We start from the raw sequence: 25,561 nt of genomic DNA on the forward strand, positions 1-25,561 counted from the left end.
AAAGGGTGATTTTGGCATAAAACGCCCGGTTAATATTGGGTTAAAGTTGCACGGGTAATTTGTATTCGTGGTTAAAGTAACGAGTAGAATATGTTAAAATCTATGATGAGAGAGCCGTTCCCGGCACACTGGAAAACTGCCATCGCCACGCGTCTGGGGAACGGCTCTTCTAAGCAGAACAGAGAAATGCTTGAACTGGCTTTGCCAGCCGCCGCATGCGTATGCCTGCTGCTGTACTGGCTGAAAAGCGCCTCCGTCGAAAGCTATGTTTCGGTCCTGATGTAAAGCGGGTTGCTACAACCTCGGTATTGCTTCGAGCCCTCGGTATCAGACCGCAGCAGTGGTTATAAATTCTGATACATGTCGGCAGCGCTTTGAGTAAGCTGAAGAGCACCTCATACGAGCTTTAAACTGCACCCTTAGGGCCGGACCCTGACGCTTTCTGGTGCCTTTCAAAATTGAAGTCTTCCGCAAAATGACAGGCTACGAAATGGTCTGTATCCAGCTCTCGCCACGCCGGAACTTCGGTTTTGCAGCGATCTTTTGCAAAGGGGCATCGGGTGTGAAACCGGCACCCTGACGGCGCAGCCAGCGGGTTCGGGATTTCCCCCTTCAAACGGATCGGGTCATAATCTGCGTCGGGGTCCGCTGTGGGAATCGCGCTAAGCAGCGCGTGTGTGTAGGGATGTTTTGGCGCAAAAAACAGCTTTTCAGTCGGGGCATATTCCACGAATTTCCCGACATACAATACCGCCACGCGGTGCGACATCTGTGCGACGACACTCAGATCATGGGCGATAAACAGGAACGAGACACCCATCTCATCCTGTAGATCTTTTAGCAGATTCACGATTTCTGCCTGAATCGAGACATCCAGGGCCGAGACGCTTTCGTCGCAAACGACAAACTTTGGCTTGGACACCAAAGCCCGTGCGATACAGATTCGTTGCCGTTGCCCGCCGGAAAAAGCATGAGGAAAACGGCGCAAGTGTTCGAGGTTCAATTTGCATCGCGCGGCTATTTCACGAACGCGGGCGTCGATCTTGGCTCGGTCTTTGAACTTGCCTGACGCCACCAACGGTTCGGCAATTATATCGCGGACTGTCATTCGTGGGTTTAAAGACGAGTAGGGATCCTGAAACACGAGGCTCACTTCAGGCCGAAAGGCGCGCAGAAGGTCGCCAGCAAGGTTGTGGACGTTGATCCCTCCTTCTCGGAAGGCCATGTTCATTTTCGACCTTACCTTGCGCAGCTCAGTCTCGGATGCGTGGGCCAGATCGATGTCAGCCTTGTTTTTGCGGTGAAAAATCACCTCGCCATCCGTCGGATCAATCGCGCGCAGGATCGCGCGGCCAACGGTTGTTTTACCCGATCCGGACTCTCCGACCAGTCCGACAGTCTCGCCACGTTTGATATCGAAACTGACACCGTCAACCGCACGCAGCATCTGCACTTCGTTTCTGAACAGCTTGCGCGTTTTGATCGGGAAATGGACCGAAAGGTCTTTCACCTCGATCAGAGTATCGTGTTTCGGGGTCATGCGGCGTTCCGATCTTTGTCGCTGTGCAACCAGCAGCGTACTGCGCGGCCGGGAATGGTTGAGACCTCGGTCGGCGCTGTCACGTCGCAGGTCCCCGCGATCGCTTGGGCGCATCGGGTATGAAATGGACAGCCCGTTGGGCGCGCGGTCGGGCTGGGGATATCTCCCGGCACCGGTTTCAGGCGGTCGTGCAGGTGTTCGACGCTGGGGATCGCGTCCAACAAACCCTGGGTATAGGGATGCTGCGGATTTCTGATCACGTCCCGGGCGGGGCCGCGCTCGACGATAGTTCCCAGATACATCACGGCAACGTCGTCGGCGATCTGGGCGATCACGCCAAGGTCATGGGTGATGAAAATCATACCCATGCCAAGATCGCGTTGCAGATCGCGCATCAGGTCCAACACCTGAGCCTGAATAGTCACGTCCAGCGCCGTAGTCGGTTCATCTGCGATCAACAGGGCAGGGCCGGCAGACAGGGTCAGTGCGATCATGGCGCGCTGTCGCATCCCGCCAGACAATTCGTGCGGGTACTGGTCAACCCGTGCAGAGGCATTCGATATGCCGACTTTGTTCAGCATCTCGATTGCATATTCCCGCGCGGCACGCTTTTTCAGTCCGCGATGCAGCATGATGGCTTCCATCATCTGATTGCCGATCGTGTAAACAGGCGAGAAACTGGCCATTGGTTCCTGAAAAATCATCCCGATCTCGCCGCCCCGAATGCGGCGCAGTTCCTTGCTGCCGGTTTTCAAGCGGCCAAGCGCGATCTCTTTCCCGGCCTTGTCTGTGTAAGTCATCCGGGTTTCACCGCTCAACGAGGCGTTGCCGGGCAAAAGCTGCATCAGGGCCTTGGTTGAAATCGACTTGCCCGATCCGGACTCCCCCACCAAGCCCAGCGTTCTGCCCGCCTCGACCCCAAAGGTGACGTCGTGCACCGGGGTGATGACACCTTCGCTGGTGCGAAACGAAATCGACAGGTTTTCTACAGTCAGCATTTTCGGCATTTCAGTGCGCCTCCGAGTACGGATCGGCGGCATCGCGCAGCCCGTCGCCAATCACGGTAAAGGCCAGTACGGCAACAACGACAAAGATCGCGGGGATGAACAGCCAGGGTGTTTGTTCGATTGCCCGCACCGATTGCGCTTGTTGCAACAGCACCCCCCACGAGACCGAGGGTGGACGCAGACCCAGCCCAACAAAGGAGAGCGCCGTTTCCGACAGGATCATGTAAGGAAAGCTGATCACCAGATCGACAATGATGAAACTGGTAAAGCTGGGCAGCATGTGTTGCGCGATAATCCGACCGGGCCGCGCACCTGCCAGCCGCGCGGCGATCACATAATCCTCGTTCCGGATCGACAGCAGCTGCGACCGTATCCGCCGCGCCAGCGTGGGCCAGCCGAACAGGCCCAGGATCAGGGTCATGGCGAAATAGACCTGCGTGGTCGACCACTCCTTGGGCATGGCGGCGGCCAACCCCATGTAAAGCGGGATGATGGGGACCACGCGGATCACCTCGGTCACGCGCTGGATGATATTGTCGATCACGCCCGCGAAATACCCCGCAATGCCGCCGATGATCAGCGCCAGAACAAAAGAGATCATCACCCCGATCACCCCGATCGACAATGAAGTTCGGGTGGCATAGATCGTGCGGCTGAATACGTCGCGCCCCAGATCGTCAGTGCCCCAGAAATGGATTTTCTGTTCAACATCGGGGCTTAGCCCCACCAGATGCCGGTCCGTCGGAATAAAGCCCAACAGCTTGACTGGTTCACCTTTGACAAAGAAATGCAGATAGTTCCGCACTTTGGGATCAGGGACCGAGATGGCACGCAGGGTGACCGGATCACGCTCAGTCTTGGTGCCGTTTACAAAGGGAAAAACGGAACAGCCCCCCGCATCGCAGAAACGCGGCACCTGCGGTGCGCCTTCGATATAGTTGGTATCCCGCGTCACTGGTCCGTAGGGGGCAACAAACTCGGCGAAAATCCCGGCCAGAAACATCAACCCCAGTACCGAGGCTGCCATCATGGCGGCGCGGTGACGGCGGAACCGCCACCAGATCAGGGTCCATTGCGAGGCCGAGTAGTATTTGAGCCGCGCTTCCTCGGCGGTAGTATCTGTTTGATGTGTTGCATCGGTCATGGATCAGGCCCCCAGTTTGATGCGCGGGTCCAGCCATGCCAGCAACAGATCGGACACGAAATTCATGAACACGATGGTGAAGGTCAGCATCAGCAGGATGGCTCCCGCCACGTTCATGTCCAGGTCCAGGTAAGCACGCAGCAACAGCTCTCCCAGTTCGGTAAGGCCCAGCACCACGGCGACGATGGGCAGTTCGGAAAAGATGCGGTTTACGTCGAACCCGATGGTCGAGACCACGGGGTTGATCGCCAGCCGCGCCGGGTATTTGATCAGCAGCCGTAACTCGGGCACGCCGCGCGCGCGGGCGGCTGTGACGGACAGTTTGTTCAGTTCGTCCGAAATGGTGGCCCGCACGGTCTGTATCTGGATCGCCACCGCCGACCAGGCCAGTACGACCGCAGGTAGCCATAGATGCTTGATCAGATCCCAGACTTTGCCAACCGACCAGGACGCATCGCGGTACTGGTCGGAAAACAACCCTCCGATATCGGCGCCGAACCAGCGGTTCGCGAAATACAGCATCACCAGGGCCAGCAGGAAGTTTGGCAGCGCCAGACCCAGGTAGGAGAACACCGTCAAACCATAATCGACTGCTGACACACGTCGCACCGCAGCAAAGATGCCGATGGGGATCGACACGATGTAGGTCAGCAGCAGAGTCGAGAACAGGATACCGGCCGTCAGCCAGACCTTGTCCCCAATCACTTTGGTCACCGAAGTTTCAAACGCAAAAGCCTGCCCGAAATCGCCGCGCAGAACGATGCCTCCAATCCAGTCGAAGTATCGCAACAGCATGGGCTTATCCAAACCCAGATCGCGGCGGATCGCCTCGATATCTGCCTCGGTGACGTTGACGCCGGTGCCCGAATATTTGCGGAACGCATAACGGTCAGCATAGTCGCCAGGCGGCAGTTCCATGATCAGAAAGACCATCACCGATACCAGCAGCATCGTGATGACCATCCCGACGAGACGTTCCAGAGTGAATCTCAGCACTTAAAAATCCCCCATCCGGCCCCACAAGAGGGGCCAAAACCGGAGCGCAGTCATCCCGCGCTCCGGTCCGGTTTTCAGACTGTGTTCTGTGTTACTGCTCCAGCCACCACTGCGAGGGGCGGTAAGGATAGGTCCAGTAGAAGTCGTAGGTTTTCGACTTGATCGGCTTCACGTTCTTCAGGCCGTTGCGATACAGGAACGGGGCGACGATGTCGCCGACAGTGCCGATTTTCAACATGTTGTCGGTGTGGATCTTGACGATCTCTTCGCCCAATTGGTTGCTTTCGTCGGTGCCCATTTCGACCTGAATGAACTTTTCGCTCAGATCCCATAGTTTCTGGATATCCGCCGGCGGCTCGATACCTTCGCTGCCACCGCTGGTTTTCCAGGCGGCCCAGCCGAAACCCGTGCCAGGGTTGAAGAAGTCACCGAACGGCGGGACAAAAACCGTGACGTCCTGGCTGATGGTCGGGCCGGCATTGCCGTCATATTTCCAAACGGTCAGGTCCAGGTCGTTGTTGTTGCCCGAGGCGCGGTATTCGTCCGAGGTCACCTCTTTCAAGTCAACCCGCACGCCCACGGCCGACCAGTAGTCGCGCACCAGTTCCTGCATCTTTACCGGCGCACCCTGCGAGGAATACACCAGACGCACGACCAGCGGCTTGCCGTCAGGGCGTTCCACGGTGCCGTCGCCATCTGCATCGGTCAGGCCCATTTCGGCCAGCAGAGCTTTGGCAGCCTCGGGGTCGTATCCGATGTCGCGGTTCAGCACTTCGTCCGAGACGAAGGACACGGTTTTGGGCTCGGCAGGCACGCCCTGCATCGGAGTGCCCTGACCCAGATAGACGATCTCGTTGATCTCATCGCGGTTCATCGCCAGCGACATGGCGCGGTTGAAACGAACGTCCGAGAAGATGTCGCGCAGGACCGGATCCTGATGGGTGCGATTGAACGAGTAGAACACGTTCTCGCCAAAGGTCGGGGCAAAGTTGATGGTGTACCCACCATTGGCCTCGTTTTCCTTCAGCAGCGGGAAGTCTTCCAAGAAGACCGCCTGCTGTTTCCAGACCACATCCCCATTCATGATCTTGAGGTTCTGGACTTCTTTGTCGCCGACATAGGTCTCAACGATTTCGTTGATATAGGGCAACTGGTTGCCTGCGGTATCGACCTGGTGGAAATAGGGGTTGGCCACCAGTTTACGGCCCTCGGCGGTCTCTTCGACAACAATATAGCTTTCCAGCGTCGGCACCACGGCACGACCGATCTTGGCAGCCTTGTCAGCATCTTTCAGCAGAGGGCTGGGCACGTCTTTCCAGTCGGAACCGCCGTAATAGAAGTCAACGGCAGCAGCAGCATTTTCAAAACCGTATTCCTGCGCCAGTGCTTCGGCGTTTTCGTTATGCTTGGCCATGAACTGGCCCAGGAAATGCTTGGGTTGGAACGGCTGGCCGTAGTCCACGGCAAAGCGGTTCAGAATGCCAGGGGTCGGTACCGGGAAGGTGAATATAACGGTGGTGTCGCCAACGGCCTCGACCTGAGCCTGTTCACCTGCGAACAACCACCGATCCGGTGTCTTATCGTACACGTCGGGATTATAGATGATATCATTCATCCAGAACTCAACGTCCTTGGCAGTAAACGGCGCGCCGTCAGACCATTTGTGCCCGGCGCGCAACGTGATGGTCAGCTGGGTATAATCGTCATTCCACGACCACGCTTTTGCTATATTGGGAACCACGGTCTGCAAATCATCAGCATAGCGCACAAAATTCACATGGCGCACCGACAGCAGGTCCGAAGTGCCGGACTCGGTCGCTTTGGACAGGCCGGTGATGGCTCCGCCATACTGACCGATTGAGTCGTAGGGCATAACGACCAAAGGCTCGACTGGCAGACGATCTGCCACTGGCCCAAGATCCGCGTTCCCCAAAATCCGGGCGTTCAAATCGGCGATCGCCGGGTTTTGTGCAAAACCCAGCTCGCACGAGGCAGCGGCCCGCAGCTCGACCAGTTCCAGCTGCTGCGGGAATACGGGTTCCAGACCCATCGGGTCGGCTACGGTTGCAACGGGGCAGTTGGCCAGAACCGGGGTTCCCAATGTGGCCAATGCGGTGAATGAAAGGAGAGAGGTGCGAAGCTTCATAGCCATCCCTGCGTTTGTGTGACGCCAGAGCGCTAGAGATGAAAGTTAACAAATTTATGATGGTTTGGTGGGTATAGTGAAAAGCTATGTCGGATCAGTTGACATGAGATCGTTACAAATGACGCTTTCCTTCAGCAATCCGGAAAAAGTTTGATACCGCAGATGTATGGCGCATAGCTGGCAGGCAGGCCAGAAAGTGGCGCGCCGTCAGGTTCTTGTCTGCAACCGGAACGAAAGCGACCCCAGTTTCATTTTGGCATTCCTGCGCAAAAGCGACGCCAACGCCTACGCCTGTGGTTACGAGTGTTCGGATGGATCCCCATGATCCCAGGCCCAAAATCGTGGTCAGTTTAACCCGTGCAACCTGGGCGGCGGCATCAAAAATTTGCCGTGTCGAAGAACTGGGTTCACGTTGAATCAGCTTCAATGGGGCGACCTCGGCCCAAGAGACGGGTCCGTTGTCTGCCAAAGCATGATCTTTGGGAACAACCAGGCCGATTCTGGTTTCAGATATCTCTTTGCCCGACAGATCTGGTGGCAATTCCTTGGCAGTGATTAAACCCACGTCGAATTCGCCGGTGTAGAGTAGGGGAAGCAGGTCATGCGAGGCCAAAGCGCGGGCTGTCACGTCGACCGCTGGGAAGGCACGGACAAACTCGGATATAAAGGGCATCGCTATCTGGTACGTGGAGTAGCCTATCTGGAAGGTTCCAGAGTGCAAATTCCGAGCCTCCGTCAATCGATCGTCAATGTCATTTCGCAAGGCGATCAGCGCTTTGATGTCACCTCGTATGCTGTTCAACAAAGGTGTTGAACTGATAACCGACCCTGACCTGTCTAGCAGTCGGCACTGATAGTGTTGCTCCAACGAATTGACGAGGTTTGACACCGTGGGCTGGGACACCCCAAGCTCTTTTGCCGCCAGGGTAAAGCTGCCCAGCCGCACGACGGATTCCAGTGCTTGTAACTGTTTGAGGCTGATCTTTGACTTCATTCGACAGTGTCGTCCTATACATCTGACAGGCGACCCAAAGTTGGATCACCAATTCTGACCATTCGTGGGTCAGCAGAAACAGCTGAGATCCAATCGCCGACTCTGGCATGTGAGTAGCATAGTGGAATTGAGTATTCCAAAAGCAACTCGAACAAAAGCTGCTTACAACTCTCACTCGATTTGCAAGGCGCGAGTGCTACAGATTTTTGTAGACGTACAAAGAAATTCAATAAACACTATGTATTTATGAAACACTTGATACTGTAGTAATATGAATTCACTAACCAGAATAACGCGAGGTGTCCGCGTTGCCCTTAAAGATGGCAGGGTGAAGGGCCTTCTTGCCTTTACAGCCGGTATGATCCTATGGGCGTCGGTGTTTTACCGCTATGTCGAAAGTTGGAGCTGGTTAGATTCTATCTATTTTTCTGTGGTGACAATTTCGACTGTGGGGTACGGCGACTTTTCTCCTGAAACCGCGGCAGGGAAAATCTTTACTATGTTCTACATCATTGTGGGGCTCGGTATTTTCGTAACCGCAGCGACCACTGTCGCGGATACAATTCTTTCCCAGGATGACAAGAACGAGGACGACTAGGTTTTTGTCTCGTTGAGCCGATGTGATTTGATGCGCAGACCATAATTTGACCGGCTAGCCCTTCTGAATTCTGAATTTACGAGAGATTTCAAATTTCTGCAGAGCTACTCGGAACTTTTAAAATTTATATATTAAGTTTTTTGAGTATAGTGATCAAAAAACAAATGTTGGAGGGATGGTATGGAAAAGACTCAGGATGCGAGGATCGTCGATCTCGCAATTAGGTTACTATTTCTAGGGCTATTCCTTTATAGCGCTTTGGCGATGGTGGCCCCACTGGCAAGCGTGGTCATCTGGGCTACGATTCTGTGCGTAGCGCTGTACCCAGTTTTCGATTGGTTGCAGTCCAAGTTGGGCGGGCGGAAGAAACTTGCCACGACTATACTGGTATTGTTGGGCCTCGTTCTGACTTTGGGGCCGGTCGCTACTGCTGTATCCGGCGCGGCGGAACTTGGGTCTGAATTTGCGGAACAAGCAGACAAAGGCGAGCTTAAAGTCCCACCGGCACCCGATGGCCTACGAGAGCTTCCGCTGGTTGGAAACAAGATTGCTGAAGTCTGGGGCTTGTTTGAACGAAACCTCGATGGCGCACTTGCAAAATACGGCGCGCAGATTCTTGAGATCACCAAATCACTGTTCGGAAGGGTGTTAAGCATCGGGCTTGGGCTCTTGGCGCTGGCCCTGTCCGTTTTGATCATGGGGGCCTTGTTCAGCCCCGGTCCAAGCCTGGTGCAAGGCCTTCAGCGTTTTGCCAACCGTATCTTTGCGCCTCGCGGTGGCGAGTTCGTGACACTGGCCGGCGCGACAATCCGCAATGTGACAAAGGGTGTGATTGGCGTTGCTGCGATTCAGGCGGTCGTTGTTTGGGTATTGTTGGCGCTGTTCGGGATTGGCTCGGCCGCAACGCTGGCGTTCATTTGCCTGATCCTCTCGATTATCCAGATCGGCCCCGGCTTGGTTCTTCTTCCAGTGGTCATCTACGCCTGGAGCACCATGTCCGGTGGCACAGCGTTGATCTTCACCGTACTGGCCGTTCCCGTGGCGATAATGGACAGCTTCTTGAGACCTGTATTCATCTCAAAGGGCCTCGAAACTCCCATGCTGGTTATCCTTATTGGTGTTCTCGGTGGCATGATGGCGTACGGCTTGATCGGTATTTTTATGGGCCCTGTTCTGTTCGCCGTTTTCTATGAACTGTTCAAGGTCTGGATCGATGCGCCCGAAAAAGCCGAAAGCGCGGCTGAAGGAGCGGCGGAATGAGAAAGACGATTTGGACCACCTTGGCCGTCATTCTTGTTTTCCTGGTCTGGTACCTTGTCGCTGACCGAAAAACGCCGTTTACCGGTAATGCCAGAGTAAAGGCCATTGCGACCCAGATCGTTCCACAGGTCACCGGTACAGTGACCGAAGTTCTTGTTGAGAATGGACAGGTCGTCTCGGCAGGTGATGTTCTGGTTCGGATTGACCCCAGGCCCTATGAAATCCAACGCGACAAGGCGGAAGCTGATCTCGAAGCTGCTACGCAGGAGGTGGGCGCCTCCTCGGCAGAGGTGAGGGCCGCGCAAGCTAAATTGGCGCGGGCCCAGAGCGATCTTGATACGATGCGTCTTCAAACAGAGCGTGTGTTTGCGTTGGAAAAAAAAGGCTTGATCGCCGTTTCAAAAGCCGATGATGCCCGAGGTCAACTGACAGAGTCAGAGGCCAATTATGAGAATGCCAGAGCGGATTTGGAAAAAGCAAAGCAGAGGTTGGGCGAAGACGGAATAGAAAACCCAAAAATTCAGCGCGCATTGGCAGCCTTGGCAGATGCAGAGCTAAACATCGAATGGACTGAACTGCGTGCCCCGGCGACGGGTGTCATATCCAATCTATTGATCGCCCCTGGTACATATGCACGGTCCGGTCAGGATCTTTTGACGTTCCTAGATGCAACCGACGTTTGGATCGAGGCGTATTTTACTGAAAACAACTTAGGTCGGGCAGAGTTGGGTTCACCTGTTGATGTCGTTTTGGATATGCACCCCGGTCAAATCATTCCAGGTGTCATTGAGAGCTTTAGCGCGGCTGTATCTTTGAGCGGTGGCGATGAGCCTGGCCAATTGGCAAGCCCGCCTAGTACCAAAGGGTTTCTGCGTGAACCAGAAAGATTCCCCGTTCGGATCGTGTTGCCGGGTTATGAGGCCGGAAGCGCCGAAGACGATCTGCGCTTTCAGCTCAACGGGCAGGCCGACGTGATTATGTATCTCAGCGACAATGGGTTCCTGAACCTCGTGGGTCGAACCTACATCCGCGTGGTTTCCATTCTGTCCTATGCGTACTGACGACCGCCAAGCCGTTCTTCGCCTTGCGCTGGGCGTAACCGGTGTTTTTTCGATGGGTTTACTTCTGGGGTGGCCGCTTGCTGTGGTGGGGGCGGTGTTCACAGCTCTGTTTTTGCAAGCCCCTGCTGCGTTGCCTTTGGCAGCCTTTGGCAAGCTGTTCGTGTTCTCGATTGGGCTGATGTTCCTATCCTTTCTGCTGGCGTCAGTTTTTGCCCCATATCCTGTTGTGTTTCTGATCCTCGTGGCCATTGGAATCATTCTGTCGTTCACTTGGTCCGTTTCCGGTGCTGGGGTTTTGCCCGGTGTTATTGCCCTAATGGGAGCATTGATGATCCCAAACCTTGTGCTTCAGTCACAGGATCTGGCATTGGTCTTGGTGTTTTGGATTCCTCTGAACCTGCTGTTCGCCGGGTTTGCAGCAACGATGATGTTTGTGCTCATACCTGCTGAACCACCGACAGCTGCCCAGCAAAAAGCAGCAGTGGCTCAGGATTTCGATCCCCATCGGCGCATTGTCCGCATGTCACTTGTCACCGTTCCATTCGCCTTGGTTTTCTTTGTGTGGGGTGCTTCAGCGCTGCTTGTCCTGTTCTTTGTCGCACTTCTCAGCCAACAACTTGCTGCAATGCCTGCAGCAGGCAAAGCCGTAGCCAAGGCGATGTTGACGGCCAACCTGCTGGGCGCGGCGGTGTCGATCGTTTGTTATGAAGCGAATGTCATCGCACCGGTCATTTTGACACCCATATTGCTGTGCTTTTTCTTTTGCCTGACCCTTGGGGCGCTTGGCAAAACCCAAACGCCTTTGGCCGCAGCTGCCGGATCTGCTATTACAACGACCCTGATTGTCTATGGCGGATCAATCGCACCTTTTTCGGACGAGGCAGATGTCAAAAGCATTGTCCGTGTTTTGCAAGTTGCCAGCGCGGCATTCTTTGTGATCGCCGCATATATCGTGGTGGATGAATTCTGGCCCGAAAAGAAACGTCAAAATGCCCCGCAAATTCCAGGTGTCAAAAGCCACTGATGCGTTCCACAAGCCAATAGATTGACACCGCGCCGATCACGTAGCCGGTGGTTGGCGTCGCTATCATGTGGAGGCGCGAACTTGCCGCCGGAGCTAACAGTCGCCAGATAAACACCGCTAAGGATAGTGCCGCAATAAACGCCAGCTGGCCTCCTTCGACACCAAGATTAAACGCAAGCAGCGCCGCCGGAATATCCTGAGCGGGCAACCCAATTTCGGACAGAGCGCCAGCAAAGCCCAGCCCGTGTAACAGGCCAAAGCAGAAGCTTACGATCCATGGGTATTGTTCCGCCAATCTGATCTTCCCTTCTTTGCGTTTGAGTATTTCAAGGGCCAAAAAAACGATGGATAGCGCGATTATCGCTTCGACAGGCCCAGAAGGGACCCGCAGAACCCCCAGGGTTGCCATCGCAAGCGTCAGGGAATGAGCTACGGTGAAAGCCGTTATTGCCCCCACCAATCGCCACGGATCGCGCACGAGTATGAACAAGGCAAAGACAAACAAAAGGTGGTCGACGCCTTCCAGGATGTGTTGGAAACCTAACCAGAAATAGGTGCTCATGGTCGACCAGGTGGAGGGGCTTTCCGGGATTGTCAGTGCCGTTGTGTCGGGTGTGAACCGCATGGTTTTGGGTGCACCGTTCAAAGGTTGTATGCGTAACAGAACATCATTTCGCTGTCGGCCTAACCCCTCGATTGAAACGACCTGACCCGCCAACGGGACATCGCATTCGGCAACCCAAGTGGATACCCAAGCGACATTGTCTGCGGTCAGACCGGTACTGCGCGCCGGAGAGCATTGTCCGGGTAAGACAGCATCAATTTCCATGGGCTCACCATTCACATCCGGAACGCGCCAGAGGATTTGCCATGTTTCCGGACCCAATTGGCGAAGGTCCAGAAACCCCGGGTCAAGCGCGTGTGGGTTTCCGCGCTGCGGTACACAGCAAAGCCAGAGGGCGAACAAGATGTGCAGGCACAGCTTCACTGACCAGCCTCGTGGTCAGGTGGCATTTCCACTTGGTATCCAGCCGCAAAGCTCTCGTATTGGGCTTGTGTCAGTTTTTCACCTGTTTCGCGGCGCCACTCCCGCAACACAGTATCGCGTATTGCTTCCAGGGGCGGTACCTGGCCGGCCTCAGACGCGGTAACCCGGACAAAATGCAGCCCATACCCCGATTGTACCGGACCGGACCAAACCATTGGCTCCAAATCTTGGATAGCGGCAGAAAACCCGCGGCCAAAGGTGGAGTCTACCACGTTCATTGCTGACAACGGCATCGTACTGAGCAAAAGAGAAGAGATGCCAAGGCTTGACCAATCCTCTTTGGCATTCAACGCAGACAGGGTCTGGGCGATCTGGCTCTGTTCAGGGGATTCACCCAAAAAAACCTGATCGAACGCGACCATAGAAGGGGTTTCGAAGCGGGTCGAATTATCCGCGAGATAGGATCGCAGTACGGCGTCTTCTGGCGTCACAGACGATGCTATGGCCCCGGTCAGGAAGTCCATCTTTTGCACAAGCCGCGCCCGGATCACCTGATCGCCACGATCCAATCCAAGCTTTCTTGCTTCGCGTACAAGCACCTCTTCCCGGACCAAAGCGCCTATCAACACCTGTAGTTCGGCGTCGTCGGGTGCCCGTTTTCGCCTTTGTTCAAATCGTGTGGCCAGTAGGGCGACGTCTTCCGCGCCAATCGTGATCGTTTCGACGTTCTCGGCTGTTTCCTCTTCCGGAGACACCCAATAAAACCAGCCAAAGATAGCTATTCCAATCAGAATGAAATGGAATAGAGGCTCTCTCATTACCCGCATAGGCAACCTTACTTAAACTGTTGTCCGGCACCGGTTAGGCGACCCTTACAAATGGGCTTGGCAACCGCGCCGCTGCCCATTCCAAGCGTCAAAAATGCTTGTGGTGCAGAAATTTCTGCCCTTGATACAAGAAACTCAGCCAGACTTGGTCATTCGCTAGGTGTGTACCAGATTGGTGAAGAATACGCCCGCTCCTGATGGGTCAACTGGGCGTTTTCTGGCAGATCAGTTCCAAAGCGAGCTTTATCATACAACACCCAGCGTGGCGTCGGAATTTCGATGGCGCGAACATAGTAGAATGACCGAACATCCGGGTCGAAGTCCGGATCAGTCCAGACAGTTACCAGTTCAGCTGATCCGATCGTGTTAGTCCAGCTTGCCGTGTCGATATCCACCGTGTTTCCAACGGCAGGTATCTTGCCGCTGTCATCTGCGGTCCGGTCATCCGACCATATGACATCATAGACTTTCTCGTGCAGCTCTCCTTCGGAATCCAGCCAACCCTTGATTACCTGGGCCCGGTCCAGATTGGCGCCGATTGGATCGCGCAGTGCCGCAATCAGGAAAGAGGGCGCCGTGTCGCCTTCGCGCGGTCTAAGGTCCGACCCCATCGGAACACCCTTGGTATAGCCGACATCAGCAAGGAAGCGGGTTTCGATATCGGAATCGTCGAACGCCCATCCGCCAAAGAACCGCAGGCCGATCCGAGGGCCGGTGGTGGCATAGGTCTCGCGCCGCTTGAATGCATCGAAGATCGCTGCGCGCGTGTTTTCAGTGGCCCAGACGGCTGTATATCCCGAGGCCACAAGAAGATCACCGGGAATTTCGCCCAAATCATTGGCTATAAAGGGATGCTTGATCCGTTCCGCTGACGGTTCGACACTGACGGATTTGCCGAAAAAATTGTCCTCTTCGGCGGTCGCTAGTGAAGTATGGCTGTCGGTCGCTCCACCCATTCCGAACTTATAGGGGTTCACGCCGAACTTCTCTTCCAGCAACAAGCCGCGCTTCAGCGCCTCTCTGGCGTATTCACCGGCCAGCATATCGTCTGTTTTTAGTTCGGTGATATCCAGATTTCCGACGTCCCAGTTCTCATAATCGGCGAACTCATCATCCGGGCTTAGGAACGGGTGCGCTTCACCGTCGCCCTTGATCTGGGTGACTTCATAGTGGGGCTCCCATTTTGCTCGAGCCTTCACGTATTCCTCATCAACCTTGCCGCCGTGATAGGTGTCTTCGGTCGGGAACATCCAGCCATTGGACAAATTTCCGTTGTGGGCAAAGGCGACAGCGCGGCCGCCAGTTTTCGCCTGATACTCCTCTAACCACGAATAGAGCGCTTTTGGGTCGGTATTCCCATAAGGCGGCTGCGTCACTGGTGGCACCATTTGAAGCGCCCGAATTGGCCCGTCGCGCAGCATGACATTCCGATGTAGATTGAACCCCTTGGGTACCGAGGTCCATTCAAACCCAATAAAGGCTGTAAAGGTGCCAGGATCATTATGTCTTTCTGCCGCCAGAACGATGTTCTCCCAGGTAAATGCAAATGCGTCAGCGCCGGGGCTGTACGACTCTAGGAGGATTTCGGGCAGGGTCATCTGCGAGAAATTGGTGATGATGTCGAAGGCGGTTTTTCCGGCTTCTTCTCCTCCGGCTTTGTATCCTTCGTACCATTCTAGTCCTTTCGGATCGGAAATCACGCCGGGCTTTCCGGCCTGCAGGTCGGGCGCAAATCCCATCAGATCGGTATGATCGGTCAGAACCATCCAATCTAGTGGCCGTGCCAACCTTACCGGCTGACCTGTCGAGGAAATGACTTGTTCACCCTTTGCAAACCGCCAGGCTTCATCAGGCAGCAGTGTATTTCCAAAGGCACCTGCATCTAGCGACAGGCCGGTATGCAAATGTGTATCCCCCCAAAGTGGCCGTTCAGGGAACGAGCGGTTGGCATATGGGGAAAACGGTCGTTCCGCAAAGGTGCCTTCGGCGGCCTCTTTCGTGGGTATGGCGTCGGCCCATGCACTCAGCGGAACACCTAACAAAGTCAGCAAACAAGCATAGCGCCCAAGCATATGAACCTCCCAATTCAAGATTATTGAACACGCAAGAAGTGTTGTATTAATAAATATTCACGTTTTATTATATCATTTTGCAGGTACCCTCTGTCAAAAATTTTCTCAATTGCGTCCTGTTGCAGCGATGAAAAAATGCGAATTGCCACTTAGGACAAAAAAACCAATTTCAGTTCGTCGGGACGCTTTTTAGCCTGACAGTATCGCTTGATCCTACGGCGAAACTATGGATGCGCCCGAAGGGTAACAAATTTCCGATCACTAACAGGTCTGTTGGCTTGGTGTTGTCTTGCTTTTGTTGGCAAGGATTGAGCCCGAGGATTCATCTAGCTTTCCGAGATGCGGAAGCCTACTGGCAATGGCTGGCTGACTATGTCGTCAACCGTAGACCACCCTGTATACCAACCCTCGGCGCATCTTAACGAGTTGCCGCGGGAGTTCTGCTTCTCTTTTCTTTTTCCAAAGTGGGCATTGTTTGAGGGTTGGTTAAATGACGGTACTGCGGACAAAGCCGTCACTCAGTCATTGGGTGGTTCATAGGGATCCGGCGTTCCCGGGGGGATCGGAGGAAACTTCTCGAATGTAGCAATGTGCTCCTGCAACTGCGGCAGCGCCTTTTCGGCTGCCCATGTGTGCGGGAAGAGTACGCTTTCACGCTCGTGTGGATCATTCAAAAGGTTGTAGACCCTTGGTGTGTCGAAAGACTCCGTTGCACCAAAAGCAGTCGTATTCTCTTTGAAAAGAACTTTCCAATCCTTCCATTTTACGCCGAATATCTGCTCACCCATGTAGACGATAACACCTTCTCGGTTTGAGTTTGGTTGGTCACCAAGAAAGAACTTTGACTGGTCGACACCATCAAAGGCCCTGTCATCAGGCACCTTGCCCCCTGCGAAAGCCGCAAGAGTCGGATAGAGATCCATTGAGTGGACAACATCGTTGCTTTCAGAACCGGCAGGGATCTTTCCCGGCCACTTGATTGCAAAGGGTACACGCATACTTCCTTCGAGGCTGGTGAACAGAGTACCGCGCCAAGGCCCGGCCGTACCATGTACCGCAGGAACTGGCGAGACGTTGGCGTTCCCAACCGGAAGAGCTTCGGGGCCGTTGTCAGCAGTAAATATCACCACGGTGTCGTCGGAAACGCCTGCCGCCTCAATCGCATCAACAATACGTCCGATATAGCTATCTGTTTGAAGCAGAATGTCGGCCCAGACGCCGTTTCCAGTGGCGCCTTCGAACTCCTCGGACGCGATGTTCGGATAGTGGGTCTGAGTATAAGCAAGATAGATGAAAAACGGCGCGTCTTCGGCACTCTTTGCTTCGATAAACTCGATGGCCTTTTTCGTCAGGTCGCCATCTATTTCGCCGCGATAGTCCAGATCGTAGTCTTGAGCGATGGTTGCTGGCTCGCCAGCAACACCTTGCATCACAACCGGCTCTTCCATGTTGGCATCGGCAAAACCCGGAAGCGTGCGCCAGACTGTAACGTCAGTGGTCTCAACGCCGTAAAACTCATCGAATCCTTGATTCGTTGGATAGCGCCCTTCGGTCCATCCAAGGTGCCATTTCCCGTACATGGCCGTGCTGTATCCTACATCCTTCAGCATCTCAGCGATCGTGATTTCCCATTGGGTCAGACCGTAAACGCCACCTCCCAGTGGGACCGTATGGTTGCCGCTCCGGATGCCGTACCGTCCAGTCATGGTCGCTGCGCGGGACGGCGTGCACTGGCTTTCCACGTTGAAGTTCGTGAGTCGTAGTCCTTCCGCAGCGAGGGCGTCCATCTCGGGAGTCGCAGTACCACGGATTATGCCACCTCCGTTGAACCCGGGTTCGCCCCACCCAAAAATATCTAGAAATATGAATACGATGTTAGGTTTTTCTTGAGCCGAAGCGGCCTCGGCAAATAGAAGAGATAAGGACAGTAGGAATGTGCGGGACATCCACTTCATAACAACATCTCCAATTAAGCTCATGGACTCAAGACTGTCGAACGAAGCTGCCAGTCGTCAAGAACGGCCACTCGTTGCGGTATTTTCTCACAGCGGTAGAGCGTCAGATTTGCGGGCGAAGCTGCGGTCCGGTTTTGGTCGAATCTCCCTCAGGCTCTCTTTTGCTCAACAATGAAAAACCGTTGTTTTCCTTGACGAACAACCGACTCAGATGTTGCCATAAGCTGGCATTCATCTCGGCTGGGAGGTTCATATGAAGTTTTTTCTAACGACATCGACAGCAATAGTTTCCGCAGCATTCATAACAAGCTCTTCACATGCTCAAGAGGCGGCACAAGGTGGGCAAGTTGGAGAAATGACCATATCGGTTGATGATATGCGTGAACCCGCACCCGCCGATTTCTCACCCTATGCAGGTCGAGACTTTCCTACACGCCCGCTGTGGGGTGACACTCACCTGCACACATCAAATTCACTCGATGCCCGCGGATTTGGCGTTATTCTTAGCCCCGACGATGCCTATAGGTTTGCACGTGGTGAGGAAGTCACCACATCACATGGCCTCCGTGTGAAGTTATCGCGCCCGCTCGACTGGCTTGTTGTATCCGATCATTCTGACGCCATGGGTGCAATGAATGAAATCATCGCGGGAAACTCCACACTGATGCGCGATGCAACGCTCAGAGACTGGAGCGAACGGCTTAATGCGGGCGGAGACGTTGCACTTGGCGCCACTATGGAAGTTATTGAAACCTTTGCTGGCATCACGGGCGAGGCACTTCCCGAGGCTGTTGCAGATCGAAGGTTTGTGCAATCCGTGTGGGACAAGTTCACGCAAACTGCGGATCATCACAATGACCCTGGCACGTTCACTGCGTTCATCGGGTACGAGTGGACATCTACCGAAGCTGGCAACAACCTCCACCGCAATGTGATCTACCGGGATGATGCCATCCGCGCTCGGCAAATGTTGCCCTTCACAACCGCAGAAACATTTAATCCGGAACGGCTATGGGATTGGATGGAAACTTTTGAACTAGAGACTGGTGGTCGTGTACTGGCCCTTGCTCACAACGGCAACGTCTCCAACGGTTTGATGTTTCCGGTCGAGACAAACCCCGAAACGGGTGAGCCTTTGACAGAAGACTACGCAGAGCGGCGTGCCAAGTGGGAGCCGATGTATGAGATTACCCAGATCAAAGGTGATGGAGAAACTCACCCGTTTCTCAGCCCGAACGATGAGTTCGCTGACTATGAAACCTGGGACAAATCCAATCTGGGTCCGACACTCAAAGAAGACTGGATGCTTCAGTACGAATACGCCCGCGAGGCCTTGAAGAACGGTCTCAAGCTAGAAGCTCAGCTCGGCACCAATCCATACAAGTTCGGAGTAGTGGGCTCGACCGACAGCCATACTGCTTTGGCAACGGCGGAAGAAGACAATTTCTTTGGCAAACACTCTGGCGTCGAGCCGGAACCTGGCCGTTGGCAGCATGTCGTTGGCGAGTTCGATGCCTTGAGGATTCTCGGGTGGGAAATGGCAGCCTCAGGCTATGCAGCGGTTTGGGCTCAGGACAACACACGCGAAGCCATATTCGACGCCATGGAACGGAAAGAAGTATACGGGACAACCGGTAGTCGCATCGCGGTTCGTTTCTTTGGTGGTTGGGATTTTACGGAAGCTGACGCAAGATCTCGATTGCCCGCAGAAATAGGATATGAAAAAGGCGTTCCGATGGGTGGGGACCTCGCGGACGCGACACAAGGCGCGGACGCCCCAACCTTCCTGGTTGCTGCGCTGAAAGATCCGTTCTCCGGCAATCTCGACCGTGTTCAGATTGTGAAAGGTTGGCTAAATTCCAGCGGCGAAACTGAGGAGCGTGTCTATGATGTGGCTTGGTCGGGAGACCGAGAACCCGATGCGGACGGCAACCTGCCAACGGTAGGGAACACCGTGGATGTTGCAACGGGCACGTTTACGAATTCAATAGGTTCCCCGGAACTGATCACCGTTTGGAAAGACCCCGATTTCGATCCTTCTATGAGCGCTTTCTACTATGCCCGTGTCTTGGAAATTCCCACACCGAGATGGACAATTTACGATGCCGTTCGGTTCGGCGACGAACTGCCTGCCGAGGTGCCTACGTCAACTCAGGAACGTGCTTACACTTCGCCAATTTGGTATACTCCGGGGGGTTGAGACATTTTGAAAAACTCACGTTGGTCACAACTGGTGCCCTGAACGCCTCGGGCCATTTCGGTTGCAATGCTCTACCCACAAGAACGTGCATTTAGAGTTCTCAAAGGTCCTTCACCGCACTAAGCTGGAACGGCTACTCCACCCCAACTCGCCAGCACCTGCAAGCTCCCGGAACGACTCGTTAGCGGTGGTCAGCGCCAGTGAAGGTCCTCTAGCGGTCAGAACACCTGAAACAACTGGGGCATTTCTCGGAGGGTTTAGCCCAAGAGCCTGTCGTCATTCCATGCATGAATGAACTGGCTGGGGTGGTAGGAATCCTTGACGTCCGATGATCGTTATAGGCTTTTCCAACCGGTGGCCGAAACTGGGGCGATTTCGGGGGCATTTCGAGGGTGAACGCGGGCATTCTCGACCGCTAGAGGGGCCGCTGACTGGACCGCTAGATCAACCGTCCACTGGTGCTGGACCGCTGACGAGTCGTTCCGGGTGCTGAAGACTGGTCGCTGGTGTTGGCGGGTGGCGGGGGTCAATTAGAAATGGGATATCTCTTGAACGTCCGGCGTCGCGTGGTAAATGTGGCTCCTCAGTTTATTTTGCCCCAGTAGACCTAAAGCGTAGTCTGCTGCTGCAAACGCGGCATCCCAAGTCTCGGCGTGTTGAGGGCCACCCATTTCGCTGTCATTGAGAAAGCTGACAAAGAGCAACTTGGCATCAACCCCGTGCTCCCGAAGCCACCAAAGGAAACCTAAGCGGTTGGCGTACTGATAATAAAGTTCCGACCAGTTAACATGGTCTCCAATTCCGAGATCGGCACGGACTATCGCGAAAGCTCGATTAATCTGCTCGCGAGAACGTGAACCAGCCTGCGACGGGGGTGAGAAAAACTCGCGAAAATGAGCCTTTGCTTCGACTAGAACTGGACCGTGCGAAGTTAAACCTAAAGCATCCCATTGAGGCCCTCGTTGAGGCCAGAAGTCCTTCAATGATGCAGCAAGGTGCCCGATTCCGAGGCGATTCAAGAAAGCCGCATCGCGATATTCGGCATAGTCGTCTTCCGCTAGAGGCGAGACCCATTCAATCGTTGGAAGACTCGATGGCTGCAACAAGTTCGGATAGCGTTGGATAGCCTCTTGAATCCACTTTAAGCTTCCTTTGGCGGACTATGTCGTTAACCGCAGACCACCCTCATAGACAGAACCCTCGGCGGCCCTTAGCGGGTTGTCGGGGGTGCTCACTTTGTTTTCTTTTTGTTGAAGTGGACGTTGGTTGAAGGCTGGCTGAATGACCGCTTTGCGGACAAAGCGGTGGTTCAGACTCAGCCGCGAGAAAACCTCCGCACACATATGGCAAACTGGCTCGATGCCGTGATCAGAACCTGACCCTAAACGCCAGCCCAACCAACGGCGCAGTGTCATAGCTTTGCCGACTGATTTCTGCTCCATTCGCATCATCTAAAGTCAGGCGGCCATCAAATTCTGCGCCCGCAAATACGCTCAATGAAACTCCAGGATTCGGATTGTACCCAAGAGAAAGAACCACAGGGATACTCTTATCTTCACCCACCCCATCAGGGGCGACGCCATCCCCATCCAACCTGAAACGAATTCTCTCTGATCGTGCGGTTAACGAAAGGTCGATAGCCTCGTTTAGAGCGTAGCTTAGTGACAACCCGGGGCCTTGCGTTGCTCCGACACCAGAGCCAGTGTTCAAATTCCAACGTTCATTTATGTCCCAGTCGATAAGCAGAGCCGGAAAAAAATCAGTACCGCTTTCGTCTAATTCGGAAAACGCACCAAAGGCTGGGCCTATCGTTAGGCGCTCGTTCAGTTGCCATGCAATACCTGCAAAAACACCGTAGGTTCTACCGTCAGATGAGGAGGCCCCGCTTTGGTAGTCCCACCTGATCTGTGGCGAAACAAAAACCGTTGTTGTATCCCCCACACGAAACCGGACAGGAACAGCTACGCGAAGGTCCCGGATGTTTTCCCAAGGCTGGTTGTTAGATTGGCTGAAATTGTAATCCAGCTTGCCAAAGCTGGTGGAAAGCCCAACGCTGCTTCCGCCTTCTAGTTTGTAAAGTGCGGTAGTACGTAGAAACGCTCGACTTGCAGAGAACTTGCCGCCGCCACTCAAATCCGCATCCCCTTGAAACGCGGCAAGCCCATCAACCTGATACGCCCAGCCTAACTGAGGCTGGGCGGCCGACGGAAGCGAAGTGAACCCAAGAAAAACAAATCCAAAGCAGCACGTTAGAAGAAGGTTTTTCATCTGACATTTTCCACGTGAGACTGGTTTCCTTTTGGGATGCCATTGCTGGACGAGCGGTTCAAGTCCTATACCCGCACAATCATCTGGGTGCTTGCGCTTTATGATGAATGGGCAGTGTGATCCGGCTGGAGCGGTTTTTCATGGCAGGAGTTCCTCGATCTCGTTCGTAACGGACGCCGAAAGCGGATCAATGATCGAGCCTTATGTTTCGACAACTGTACCACCGGGGCCAATCAAGACCTTGTTGAAATTCCACCTTGGCGCGAATCCTTCCTCCTCTTTCAAGGACCGGAAGAAAGGGTGAGCGTCAGGGCCAGTCACGTGTGTTATCACGCTCATTGGAAAATCGGTACCGTATTGCAGTTCGCATAAATCGCGCACTTCGTCGTTGGTTACCAGTTCTTGCTTGAAGTTATCCGAACGGTCCGCGGCGACAACCAGTCCCCGGTTGCGATACCGATCATAAAGGTCTCGAAGCCCACGGTAGTGACGGGTGAACGCGCATTGGGATTCCGTACTGACGACTAGAACCGGTTGACCATTCCAATCTGACAAAGACAAGGTTCCCCCGTCGATCGAGTCAAACTTCGCGTCAAGTTCAAGGGCGCGAACGTGTTCGCCTGGCAAGAGAAAGCCGCAAAGCACAGTTATCCGAAACATTCCACGCCTCCATTTTCATAGTTGGATACGGAAGAACAATGCGGACGGATTTCATTTTGTGGACATAGCGCGCGGGTCGCGTGCGACTGCCGGCGGTCGCAACTCAGAGATAGAAAATTGGGGACGTTCGAAAGCTCGATTCAGGCCCATGATCAAAAATTATCTTGTTCCTCAGTGGCAACGTCAAAATGGCTTTATCCAAATGTATTTAAAATCGGTCGTCGCTAGGAGGCAAATAATCAAATCAGAACTTGGAATGCATTCGGCACTTTGAGAAGCGCAATACTGTAATTTGCACCTCTTCACCTTGAACTTCCGCGCTAAGGCGGGCTTTAGACGCAATAAAGAAAAAGACGTTTTCTGCAGGCTAAACAACGCCTGCATTGCTGACTTGGTCGCTTTCGATACCTGTCAGATAGCTACCCGTGGATCAACGCCGAAGGGTCAATCAATTTGTCTGCAATGGTCGTGAATCTGGCAAACTCAATTTGACTTTTCTGTTGTTAAGCAAACTTCTACTTGCAGATCATTTTGTTGAAACTGATCCTTGGTCCACAACAGTTGAAGGGAACAACAATGTCGCATACGCCTCGATCCTTTTCTCACATAGGTCTTTCAGTGCCGGACGTGGATGAAGCAGTAAAATTTTATTCCGAGGTATTTGGCTTCTACGTCATCATGCCGCCAACGGACGTTCTGGAGGATGATAGCGATATTGGTGTAATGTGCACGGATGTCTTTGGACCAGAATGGAAAAAACTGCGCATAGCTCACATGGCGACTGCGGACCGTGTTGGGATTGAAATTTTCGAGTTCGACGGGAATTATGCGCCCGAAAACAACATAGACTACCGGCGCAATGGGACATTTCACTTTTGCATCCAAGATCCCGACGTGGAAGGCCTGGTGAAAAAAATCGTAGCGGCGGGGGGAAAGCAGCGGATGCCCATTCGTTACTACTATCCGGGCGATAAACCTTACCGGATGGTCTATGTAGAAGATCCATTCGGTATTGTGTTCGAACTGTACAGCCATTCCTATGAATTGACGTATTCGTCCGGTGCTTACAATTGAGAAACAGTTCAATTTGAAGGCTGCTTTGGTTCCAAATAACCGTTCTCTGCGTTGCAACGTCTCTTGAGTTTTTGAGCGACTGTTTTGAGGTCTGAGTGGTCGTTTGTTTCAATTCGCTTCAAGGACCGCTTTGCGGACAGAGCGCCAATTCGCTGCGTTTGCTCGAATGTCGGCAGCATGGATTGGAACCACATCTTCAGCGAGGCCTCGGAATTCTACCGGTCATTCGCAAGCCATCACGAATGTTCAACCCCATCATCGTGAGGTTGGCCGCCCCGGCGATCAGCTCAATCACCTGAACCGTGTAAAAGGTGCTGTCAAATTCACCGGCGGCGGCTTTTCCAGCCAGAAACCAAGCGGCGGGTACGAGGATCAACAAGCCGTTCAGCGCAATGGCAGGCATTCGTGTTTTCTTGGCCTTCGTAAGCGCATCCTTGCGTTTCCGGCCCATTGCCATGCCCGATCCGCCAGCAATTGCCATTGCCGGGATGAGGATGAACATGCCTTTCAGAATCAATGCCTTGACGGTCGCGACTGTTTCATGGCTTGCAAAGAGTTCGCTGGTGGCCGTTGACGTCCAGAAGAGGAGGATCATCACAAAGCCGATGCCGCCCGCGATGGCGTGAATCTTTGTTTTCATAGCGGTTCCCTCAAATTGGCTTTTGGAAATGATTTTGTCAGGCCGTGCAGCAATTCGGCACCGCAACCTTCTCAAACAGATGGGGGGCGGTCACAGCACTTGAGGGATAATGGCTGAGCTGCTGCTGAAACTCGGGGTTTGAAAACGCCACGCGGAAGTCCGCAACAGAGTCCCAGATCGCATAGTTCAGGTACATGCTGCCGTCGCCAACGGCTTTGTGCAGTTGGGTGCTGATGTAACCCGGCTGCTTTTTCATCCATTGGGCATCGCTCTTCCAGGCTTCAACCAGGGCGGCTTGGTCAACCGGATCGACTGTGAAGAGATTGACGAGAACGACGGGGCCAGCGTCGATGCCCAATTGCCGATCAATGGGAAACTCAGGGTCGAGGGGTTTAAAACTTACCATTTCGGTACTCCTTGAAAGTAGCTTCGCTTTGGTGTCATGTTGTCATATTTAGGGCTTACCAACCATAACGACAACACGTTGTCAATTTAAATGAGGAATCGACATGCCGGATGCGCGAAGAACCGAAGAAGGAGAAGCCGTTACAGCGTTGATACTGGATGTGTTTCGGCTAAACGGTCGATTGCAGCTTGCCGGTGATCGCCTCGTGTCAGAACTAGGTCTTACAAGTGCTCGATGGCAGATTCTTGGTGCCATCGCCTATTCTGATCGACCGGAATCCGTTGCCTGGCATGCTCGGACGATGGGCGTTCACCGGCAGGGCGTACAAAGGATCATCAATGAATTGAGCAAAGAAGGCATAGTGGAGTTTCAGCCGAACCCACACCACAAGCGGGCGCACTTAGTCGTACTGACCCAAAAGGGGCAGGAATTGTACAAAGCCGCGATTGCGAAGCAAATCCCATGGGTGAATGAACTCTCGGAAGGTCTGTCGCCAGATGATATTGCGACAGCGCAAAACGTTGTTGACCTTCTTAAATCGCGTCTCGAAGAAGCATCAATGCGACAAGATCAGAGCCCGTCTCAAAGCGGACGTTCATAGAGAGCGCAGCATCGGTCATTTTGGGCTCAGAGCAGTCGTTCGGCAGAATTCAGTGAATGTCTGGTACGCGGGACAGTAAGGATTTTGAATGTTGCAAAAG

General features: G+C 53.9%; 23 protein-coding genes. 8 read left to right on the forward strand and 15 right to left on the reverse strand.

Going from position 1 to position 25,561, the window contains the following annotated elements; translation table 11 throughout:
• The first annotated feature begins 90 nt into the window (after positions 1–90).
• Positions 91–285, forward strand: coding sequence for a hypothetical protein (locus AC2FNR_RS05355; RefSeq protein ID WP_496848319.1), 195 nt, complete (start codon positions 91–93; stop codon positions 283–285).
• 121 nt (positions 286–406) lie between these two features.
• On the opposite strand, the gene AC2FNR_RS05360 is transcribed toward AC2FNR_RS05355, so the two are convergent.
• From AC2FNR_RS05360 to AC2FNR_RS05385, 6 genes are all read right to left on the reverse strand, one after another.
• Positions 407–1,540, reverse strand: a complete 1,134-nt coding sequence (locus AC2FNR_RS05360) for an ABC transporter ATP-binding protein (RefSeq protein ID WP_496848320.1) — start codon at positions 1,538–1,540, stop codon at positions 407–409.
• Positions 1,537–2,547 (reverse strand): ABC transporter ATP-binding protein, encoded by a 1,011-nt coding sequence (locus AC2FNR_RS05365; protein ID WP_234900795.1) that lies wholly within the window; start codon positions 2,545–2,547, stop codon positions 1,537–1,539. The genes AC2FNR_RS05360 and AC2FNR_RS05365 overlap by 4 nt, the downstream gene beginning before the upstream one ends.
• Before the next feature lies 1 nt (position 2,548).
• Positions 2,549–3,691 (reverse strand): ABC transporter permease, encoded by a 1,143-nt coding sequence (locus AC2FNR_RS05370; protein WP_496848321.1) that lies wholly within the window; start codon positions 3,689–3,691, stop codon positions 2,549–2,551.
• Between the two features lie 3 nt (positions 3,692–3,694).
• Positions 3,695–4,687: an ABC transporter permease gene (locus tag AC2FNR_RS05375; protein WP_496848322.1), complete on the reverse strand. Its 993-nt coding sequence runs from the start codon at positions 4,685–4,687 to the stop codon at positions 3,695–3,697.
• Between the two features lie 91 nt (positions 4,688–4,778).
• A complete protein-coding gene (locus AC2FNR_RS05380) occupies positions 4,779–6,833 on the reverse strand; it encodes an ABC transporter substrate-binding protein (RefSeq protein WP_496848323.1) in 2,055 nt (684 codons plus the stop codon).
• Positions 6,834–6,945: 112 nt separating this feature from the next.
• Complete coding sequence (locus tag AC2FNR_RS05385; protein WP_496848324.1) at positions 6,946–7,827, reverse strand: LysR substrate-binding domain-containing protein; 882 nt, start codon at positions 7,825–7,827, stop codon at positions 6,946–6,948.
• 328 nt (positions 7,828–8,155) lie between these two features.
• Here AC2FNR_RS05385 and AC2FNR_RS05390 point away from each other — a divergent pair, with 328 nt between their 5' ends.
• The 4 genes from AC2FNR_RS05390 to AC2FNR_RS05405 all read left to right on the forward strand — a co-directional run bounded on the left by AC2FNR_RS05390 (position 8,156) and on the right by AC2FNR_RS05405 (position 11,770).
• Positions 8,156–8,425 carry a potassium channel family protein gene (locus AC2FNR_RS05390; protein ID WP_331251873.1) on the forward strand — a complete coding sequence of 90 codons (270 nt, stop codon included), beginning with the start codon at positions 8,156–8,158 and terminating at the stop codon, positions 8,423–8,425.
• A gap of 180 nt (positions 8,426–8,605) precedes the next feature.
• The gene (locus AC2FNR_RS05395; protein WP_170356174.1) at positions 8,606–9,685 is read left to right on the forward strand and encodes an AI-2E family transporter; all 1,080 of its coding nucleotides are present in this window, start codon (positions 8,606–8,608) and stop codon (positions 9,683–9,685) included.
• Entirely contained in the window at positions 9,682–10,746 is a 1,065-nt protein-coding gene (locus AC2FNR_RS05400; RefSeq protein WP_170356175.1) for an HlyD family secretion protein, read from the forward strand. The genes AC2FNR_RS05395 and AC2FNR_RS05400 overlap by 4 nt, the downstream gene beginning before the upstream one ends.
• Entirely contained in the window at positions 10,736–11,770 is a 1,035-nt protein-coding gene (locus tag AC2FNR_RS05405) for a DUF2955 domain-containing protein (RefSeq protein ID WP_480867997.1), read from the forward strand. The genes AC2FNR_RS05400 and AC2FNR_RS05405 overlap by 11 nt, the downstream gene beginning before the upstream one ends.
• Here AC2FNR_RS05405 and AC2FNR_RS05410 read toward each other — a convergent pair.
• The 4 genes from AC2FNR_RS05410 to AC2FNR_RS05425 all read right to left on the reverse strand — a co-directional run bounded on the left by AC2FNR_RS05410 (position 11,757) and on the right by AC2FNR_RS05425 (position 17,612).
• Positions 11,757–12,599, reverse strand: coding sequence for a HupE/UreJ family protein (locus AC2FNR_RS05410; RefSeq protein WP_496848325.1), 843 nt, complete (start codon positions 12,597–12,599; stop codon positions 11,757–11,759). The genes AC2FNR_RS05405 and AC2FNR_RS05410 overlap by 14 nt on opposite strands.
• Positions 12,600–12,754: 155 nt before the next feature.
• On the reverse strand, positions 12,755–13,576 hold the full coding sequence (locus tag AC2FNR_RS05415) for a peptidyl-prolyl cis-trans isomerase (RefSeq protein WP_496848326.1): 822 nt from the start codon (positions 13,574–13,576) through the stop codon (positions 12,755–12,757).
• 158 nt (positions 13,577–13,734) lie between these two features.
• Positions 13,735–15,657 carry a DUF3604 domain-containing protein gene (locus AC2FNR_RS05420; protein WP_496848327.1) on the reverse strand — a complete coding sequence of 641 codons (1,923 nt, stop codon included), beginning with the start codon at positions 15,655–15,657 and terminating at the stop codon, positions 13,735–13,737.
• A gap of 518 nt (positions 15,658–16,175) precedes the next feature.
• The gene (locus AC2FNR_RS05425) at positions 16,176–17,612 is read right to left on the reverse strand and encodes an arylsulfatase (RefSeq protein ID WP_496848328.1); all 1,437 of its coding nucleotides are present in this window, start codon (positions 17,610–17,612) and stop codon (positions 16,176–16,178) included.
• 355 nt (positions 17,613–17,967) lie between these two features.
• Between AC2FNR_RS05425 and AC2FNR_RS05430 the strand changes: the two genes are divergently transcribed.
• The gene (locus tag AC2FNR_RS05430; RefSeq protein WP_496848329.1) at positions 17,968–19,812 is read left to right on the forward strand and encodes a DUF3604 domain-containing protein; all 1,845 of its coding nucleotides are present in this window, start codon (positions 17,968–17,970) and stop codon (positions 19,810–19,812) included.
• Positions 19,813–20,342: 530 nt separating this feature from the next.
• Here AC2FNR_RS05430 and AC2FNR_RS05435 read toward each other — a convergent pair.
• The 3 genes from AC2FNR_RS05435 to AC2FNR_RS05445 form a co-directional block, all read right to left on the reverse strand.
• Entirely contained in the window at positions 20,343–20,918 is a 576-nt protein-coding gene (locus tag AC2FNR_RS05435) for a hypothetical protein (RefSeq protein ID WP_496848330.1), read from the reverse strand.
• 262 nt (positions 20,919–21,180) lie between these two features.
• Positions 21,181–22,080 carry a hypothetical protein gene (locus tag AC2FNR_RS05440; protein ID WP_480624238.1) on the reverse strand — a complete coding sequence of 300 codons (900 nt, stop codon included), beginning with the start codon at positions 22,078–22,080 and terminating at the stop codon, positions 21,181–21,183.
• A gap of 201 nt (positions 22,081–22,281) precedes the next feature.
• Positions 22,282–22,740, reverse strand: a complete 459-nt coding sequence (locus AC2FNR_RS05445) for a glutathione peroxidase (protein ID WP_480624237.1) — start codon at positions 22,738–22,740, stop codon at positions 22,282–22,284.
• 576 nt (positions 22,741–23,316) lie between these two features.
• Between AC2FNR_RS05445 and AC2FNR_RS05450 the strand changes: the two genes are divergently transcribed.
• Positions 23,317–23,814 (forward strand): lactoylglutathione lyase family protein, encoded by a 498-nt coding sequence (locus AC2FNR_RS05450; protein ID WP_170356644.1) that lies wholly within the window; start codon positions 23,317–23,319, stop codon positions 23,812–23,814.
• Positions 23,815–24,010: 196 nt separating this feature from the next.
• Here the strand turns inward: AC2FNR_RS05450 and AC2FNR_RS05455 are convergent, their stop codons facing one another.
• Both AC2FNR_RS05455 and AC2FNR_RS05460 read right to left on the reverse strand, forming a co-directional pair.
• On the reverse strand, positions 24,011–24,454 hold the full coding sequence (locus tag AC2FNR_RS05455; protein ID WP_496848331.1) for a hypothetical protein: 444 nt from the start codon (positions 24,452–24,454) through the stop codon (positions 24,011–24,013).
• A gap of 37 nt (positions 24,455–24,491) precedes the next feature.
• Positions 24,492–24,860 (reverse strand): antibiotic biosynthesis monooxygenase family protein, encoded by a 369-nt coding sequence (locus tag AC2FNR_RS05460; RefSeq protein WP_496848332.1) that lies wholly within the window; start codon positions 24,858–24,860, stop codon positions 24,492–24,494.
• 103 nt (positions 24,861–24,963) lie between these two features.
• Between AC2FNR_RS05460 and AC2FNR_RS05465 the strand changes: the two genes are divergently transcribed.
• A complete protein-coding gene (locus tag AC2FNR_RS05465; RefSeq protein ID WP_496848333.1) occupies positions 24,964–25,461 on the forward strand; it encodes a MarR family winged helix-turn-helix transcriptional regulator in 498 nt (165 codons plus the stop codon).
• Positions 25,462–25,561 lie beyond the last annotated feature (100 nt).

The sequence above is a fragment of the Ruegeria sp. SATB045 genome, from assembly GCF_059613525.1.

Excerpts from the sequence above, each read along its gene's own strand:
- AC2FNR_RS05365 (WP_234900795.1), bottom strand. The coding sequence starts at position 2,547 with ATGCCGAAAATGCTGACTGTAGAAAACCTGTCGATTTCGTTTCGCACC.
- AC2FNR_RS05400 (WP_170356175.1), top strand. The coding sequence starts at position 9,682 with ATGAGAAAGACGATTTGGACCACCTTGGCCGTCATTCTTGTTTTCCTG.
- AC2FNR_RS05415 (WP_496848326.1), bottom strand. The coding sequence starts at position 13,576 with ATGAGAGAGCCTCTATTCCATTTCATTCTGATTGGAATAGCTATCTTT.
- AC2FNR_RS05440 (WP_480624238.1), bottom strand. The coding sequence starts at position 22,080 with ATGAAAAACCTTCTTCTAACGTGCTGCTTTGGATTTGTTTTTCTTGGG.
- AC2FNR_RS05355 (WP_496848319.1), top strand. The coding sequence starts at position 91 with ATGTTAAAATCTATGATGAGAGAGCCGTTCCCGGCACACTGGAAAACT.
- AC2FNR_RS05425 (WP_496848328.1), bottom strand. The coding sequence starts at position 17,612 with ATGAAGTGGATGTCCCGCACATTCCTACTGTCCTTATCTCTTCTATTT.
- AC2FNR_RS05395 (WP_170356174.1), top strand. The coding sequence starts at position 8,606 with ATGGAAAAGACTCAGGATGCGAGGATCGTCGATCTCGCAATTAGGTTA.
- AC2FNR_RS05450 (WP_170356644.1), top strand. The coding sequence starts at position 23,317 with ATGTCGCATACGCCTCGATCCTTTTCTCACATAGGTCTTTCAGTGCCG.
- AC2FNR_RS05370 (WP_496848321.1), bottom strand. The coding sequence starts at position 3,691 with ATGACCGATGCAACACATCAAACAGATACTACCGCCGAGGAAGCGCGG.
- AC2FNR_RS05465 (WP_496848333.1), top strand. The coding sequence starts at position 24,964 with ATGCCGGATGCGCGAAGAACCGAAGAAGGAGAAGCCGTTACAGCGTTG.
- AC2FNR_RS05360 (WP_496848320.1), bottom strand. The coding sequence starts at position 1,540 with ATGACCCCGAAACACGATACTCTGATCGAGGTGAAAGACCTTTCGGTC.
- AC2FNR_RS05380 (WP_496848323.1), bottom strand. The coding sequence starts at position 6,833 with ATGAAGCTTCGCACCTCTCTCCTTTCATTCACCGCATTGGCCACATTG.
- AC2FNR_RS05405 (WP_480867997.1), top strand. The coding sequence starts at position 10,736 with ATGCGTACTGACGACCGCCAAGCCGTTCTTCGCCTTGCGCTGGGCGTA.
- AC2FNR_RS05385 (WP_496848324.1), bottom strand. The coding sequence starts at position 7,827 with ATGAAGTCAAAGATCAGCCTCAAACAGTTACAAGCACTGGAATCCGTC.
- AC2FNR_RS05455 (WP_496848331.1), bottom strand. The coding sequence starts at position 24,454 with ATGAAAACAAAGATTCACGCCATCGCGGGCGGCATCGGCTTTGTGATG.
- AC2FNR_RS05420 (WP_496848327.1), bottom strand. The coding sequence starts at position 15,657 with ATGCTTGGGCGCTATGCTTGTTTGCTGACTTTGTTAGGTGTTCCGCTG.
- AC2FNR_RS05410 (WP_496848325.1), bottom strand. The coding sequence starts at position 12,599 with ATGGAAATTGATGCTGTCTTACCCGGACAATGCTCTCCGGCGCGCAGT.
- AC2FNR_RS05430 (WP_496848329.1), top strand. The coding sequence starts at position 17,968 with ATGACCATATCGGTTGATGATATGCGTGAACCCGCACCCGCCGATTTC.
- AC2FNR_RS05445 (WP_480624237.1), bottom strand. The coding sequence starts at position 22,740 with ATGTTTCGGATAACTGTGCTTTGCGGCTTTCTCTTGCCAGGCGAACAC.
- AC2FNR_RS05460 (WP_496848332.1), bottom strand. The coding sequence starts at position 24,860 with ATGGTAAGTTTTAAACCCCTCGACCCTGAGTTTCCCATTGATCGGCAA.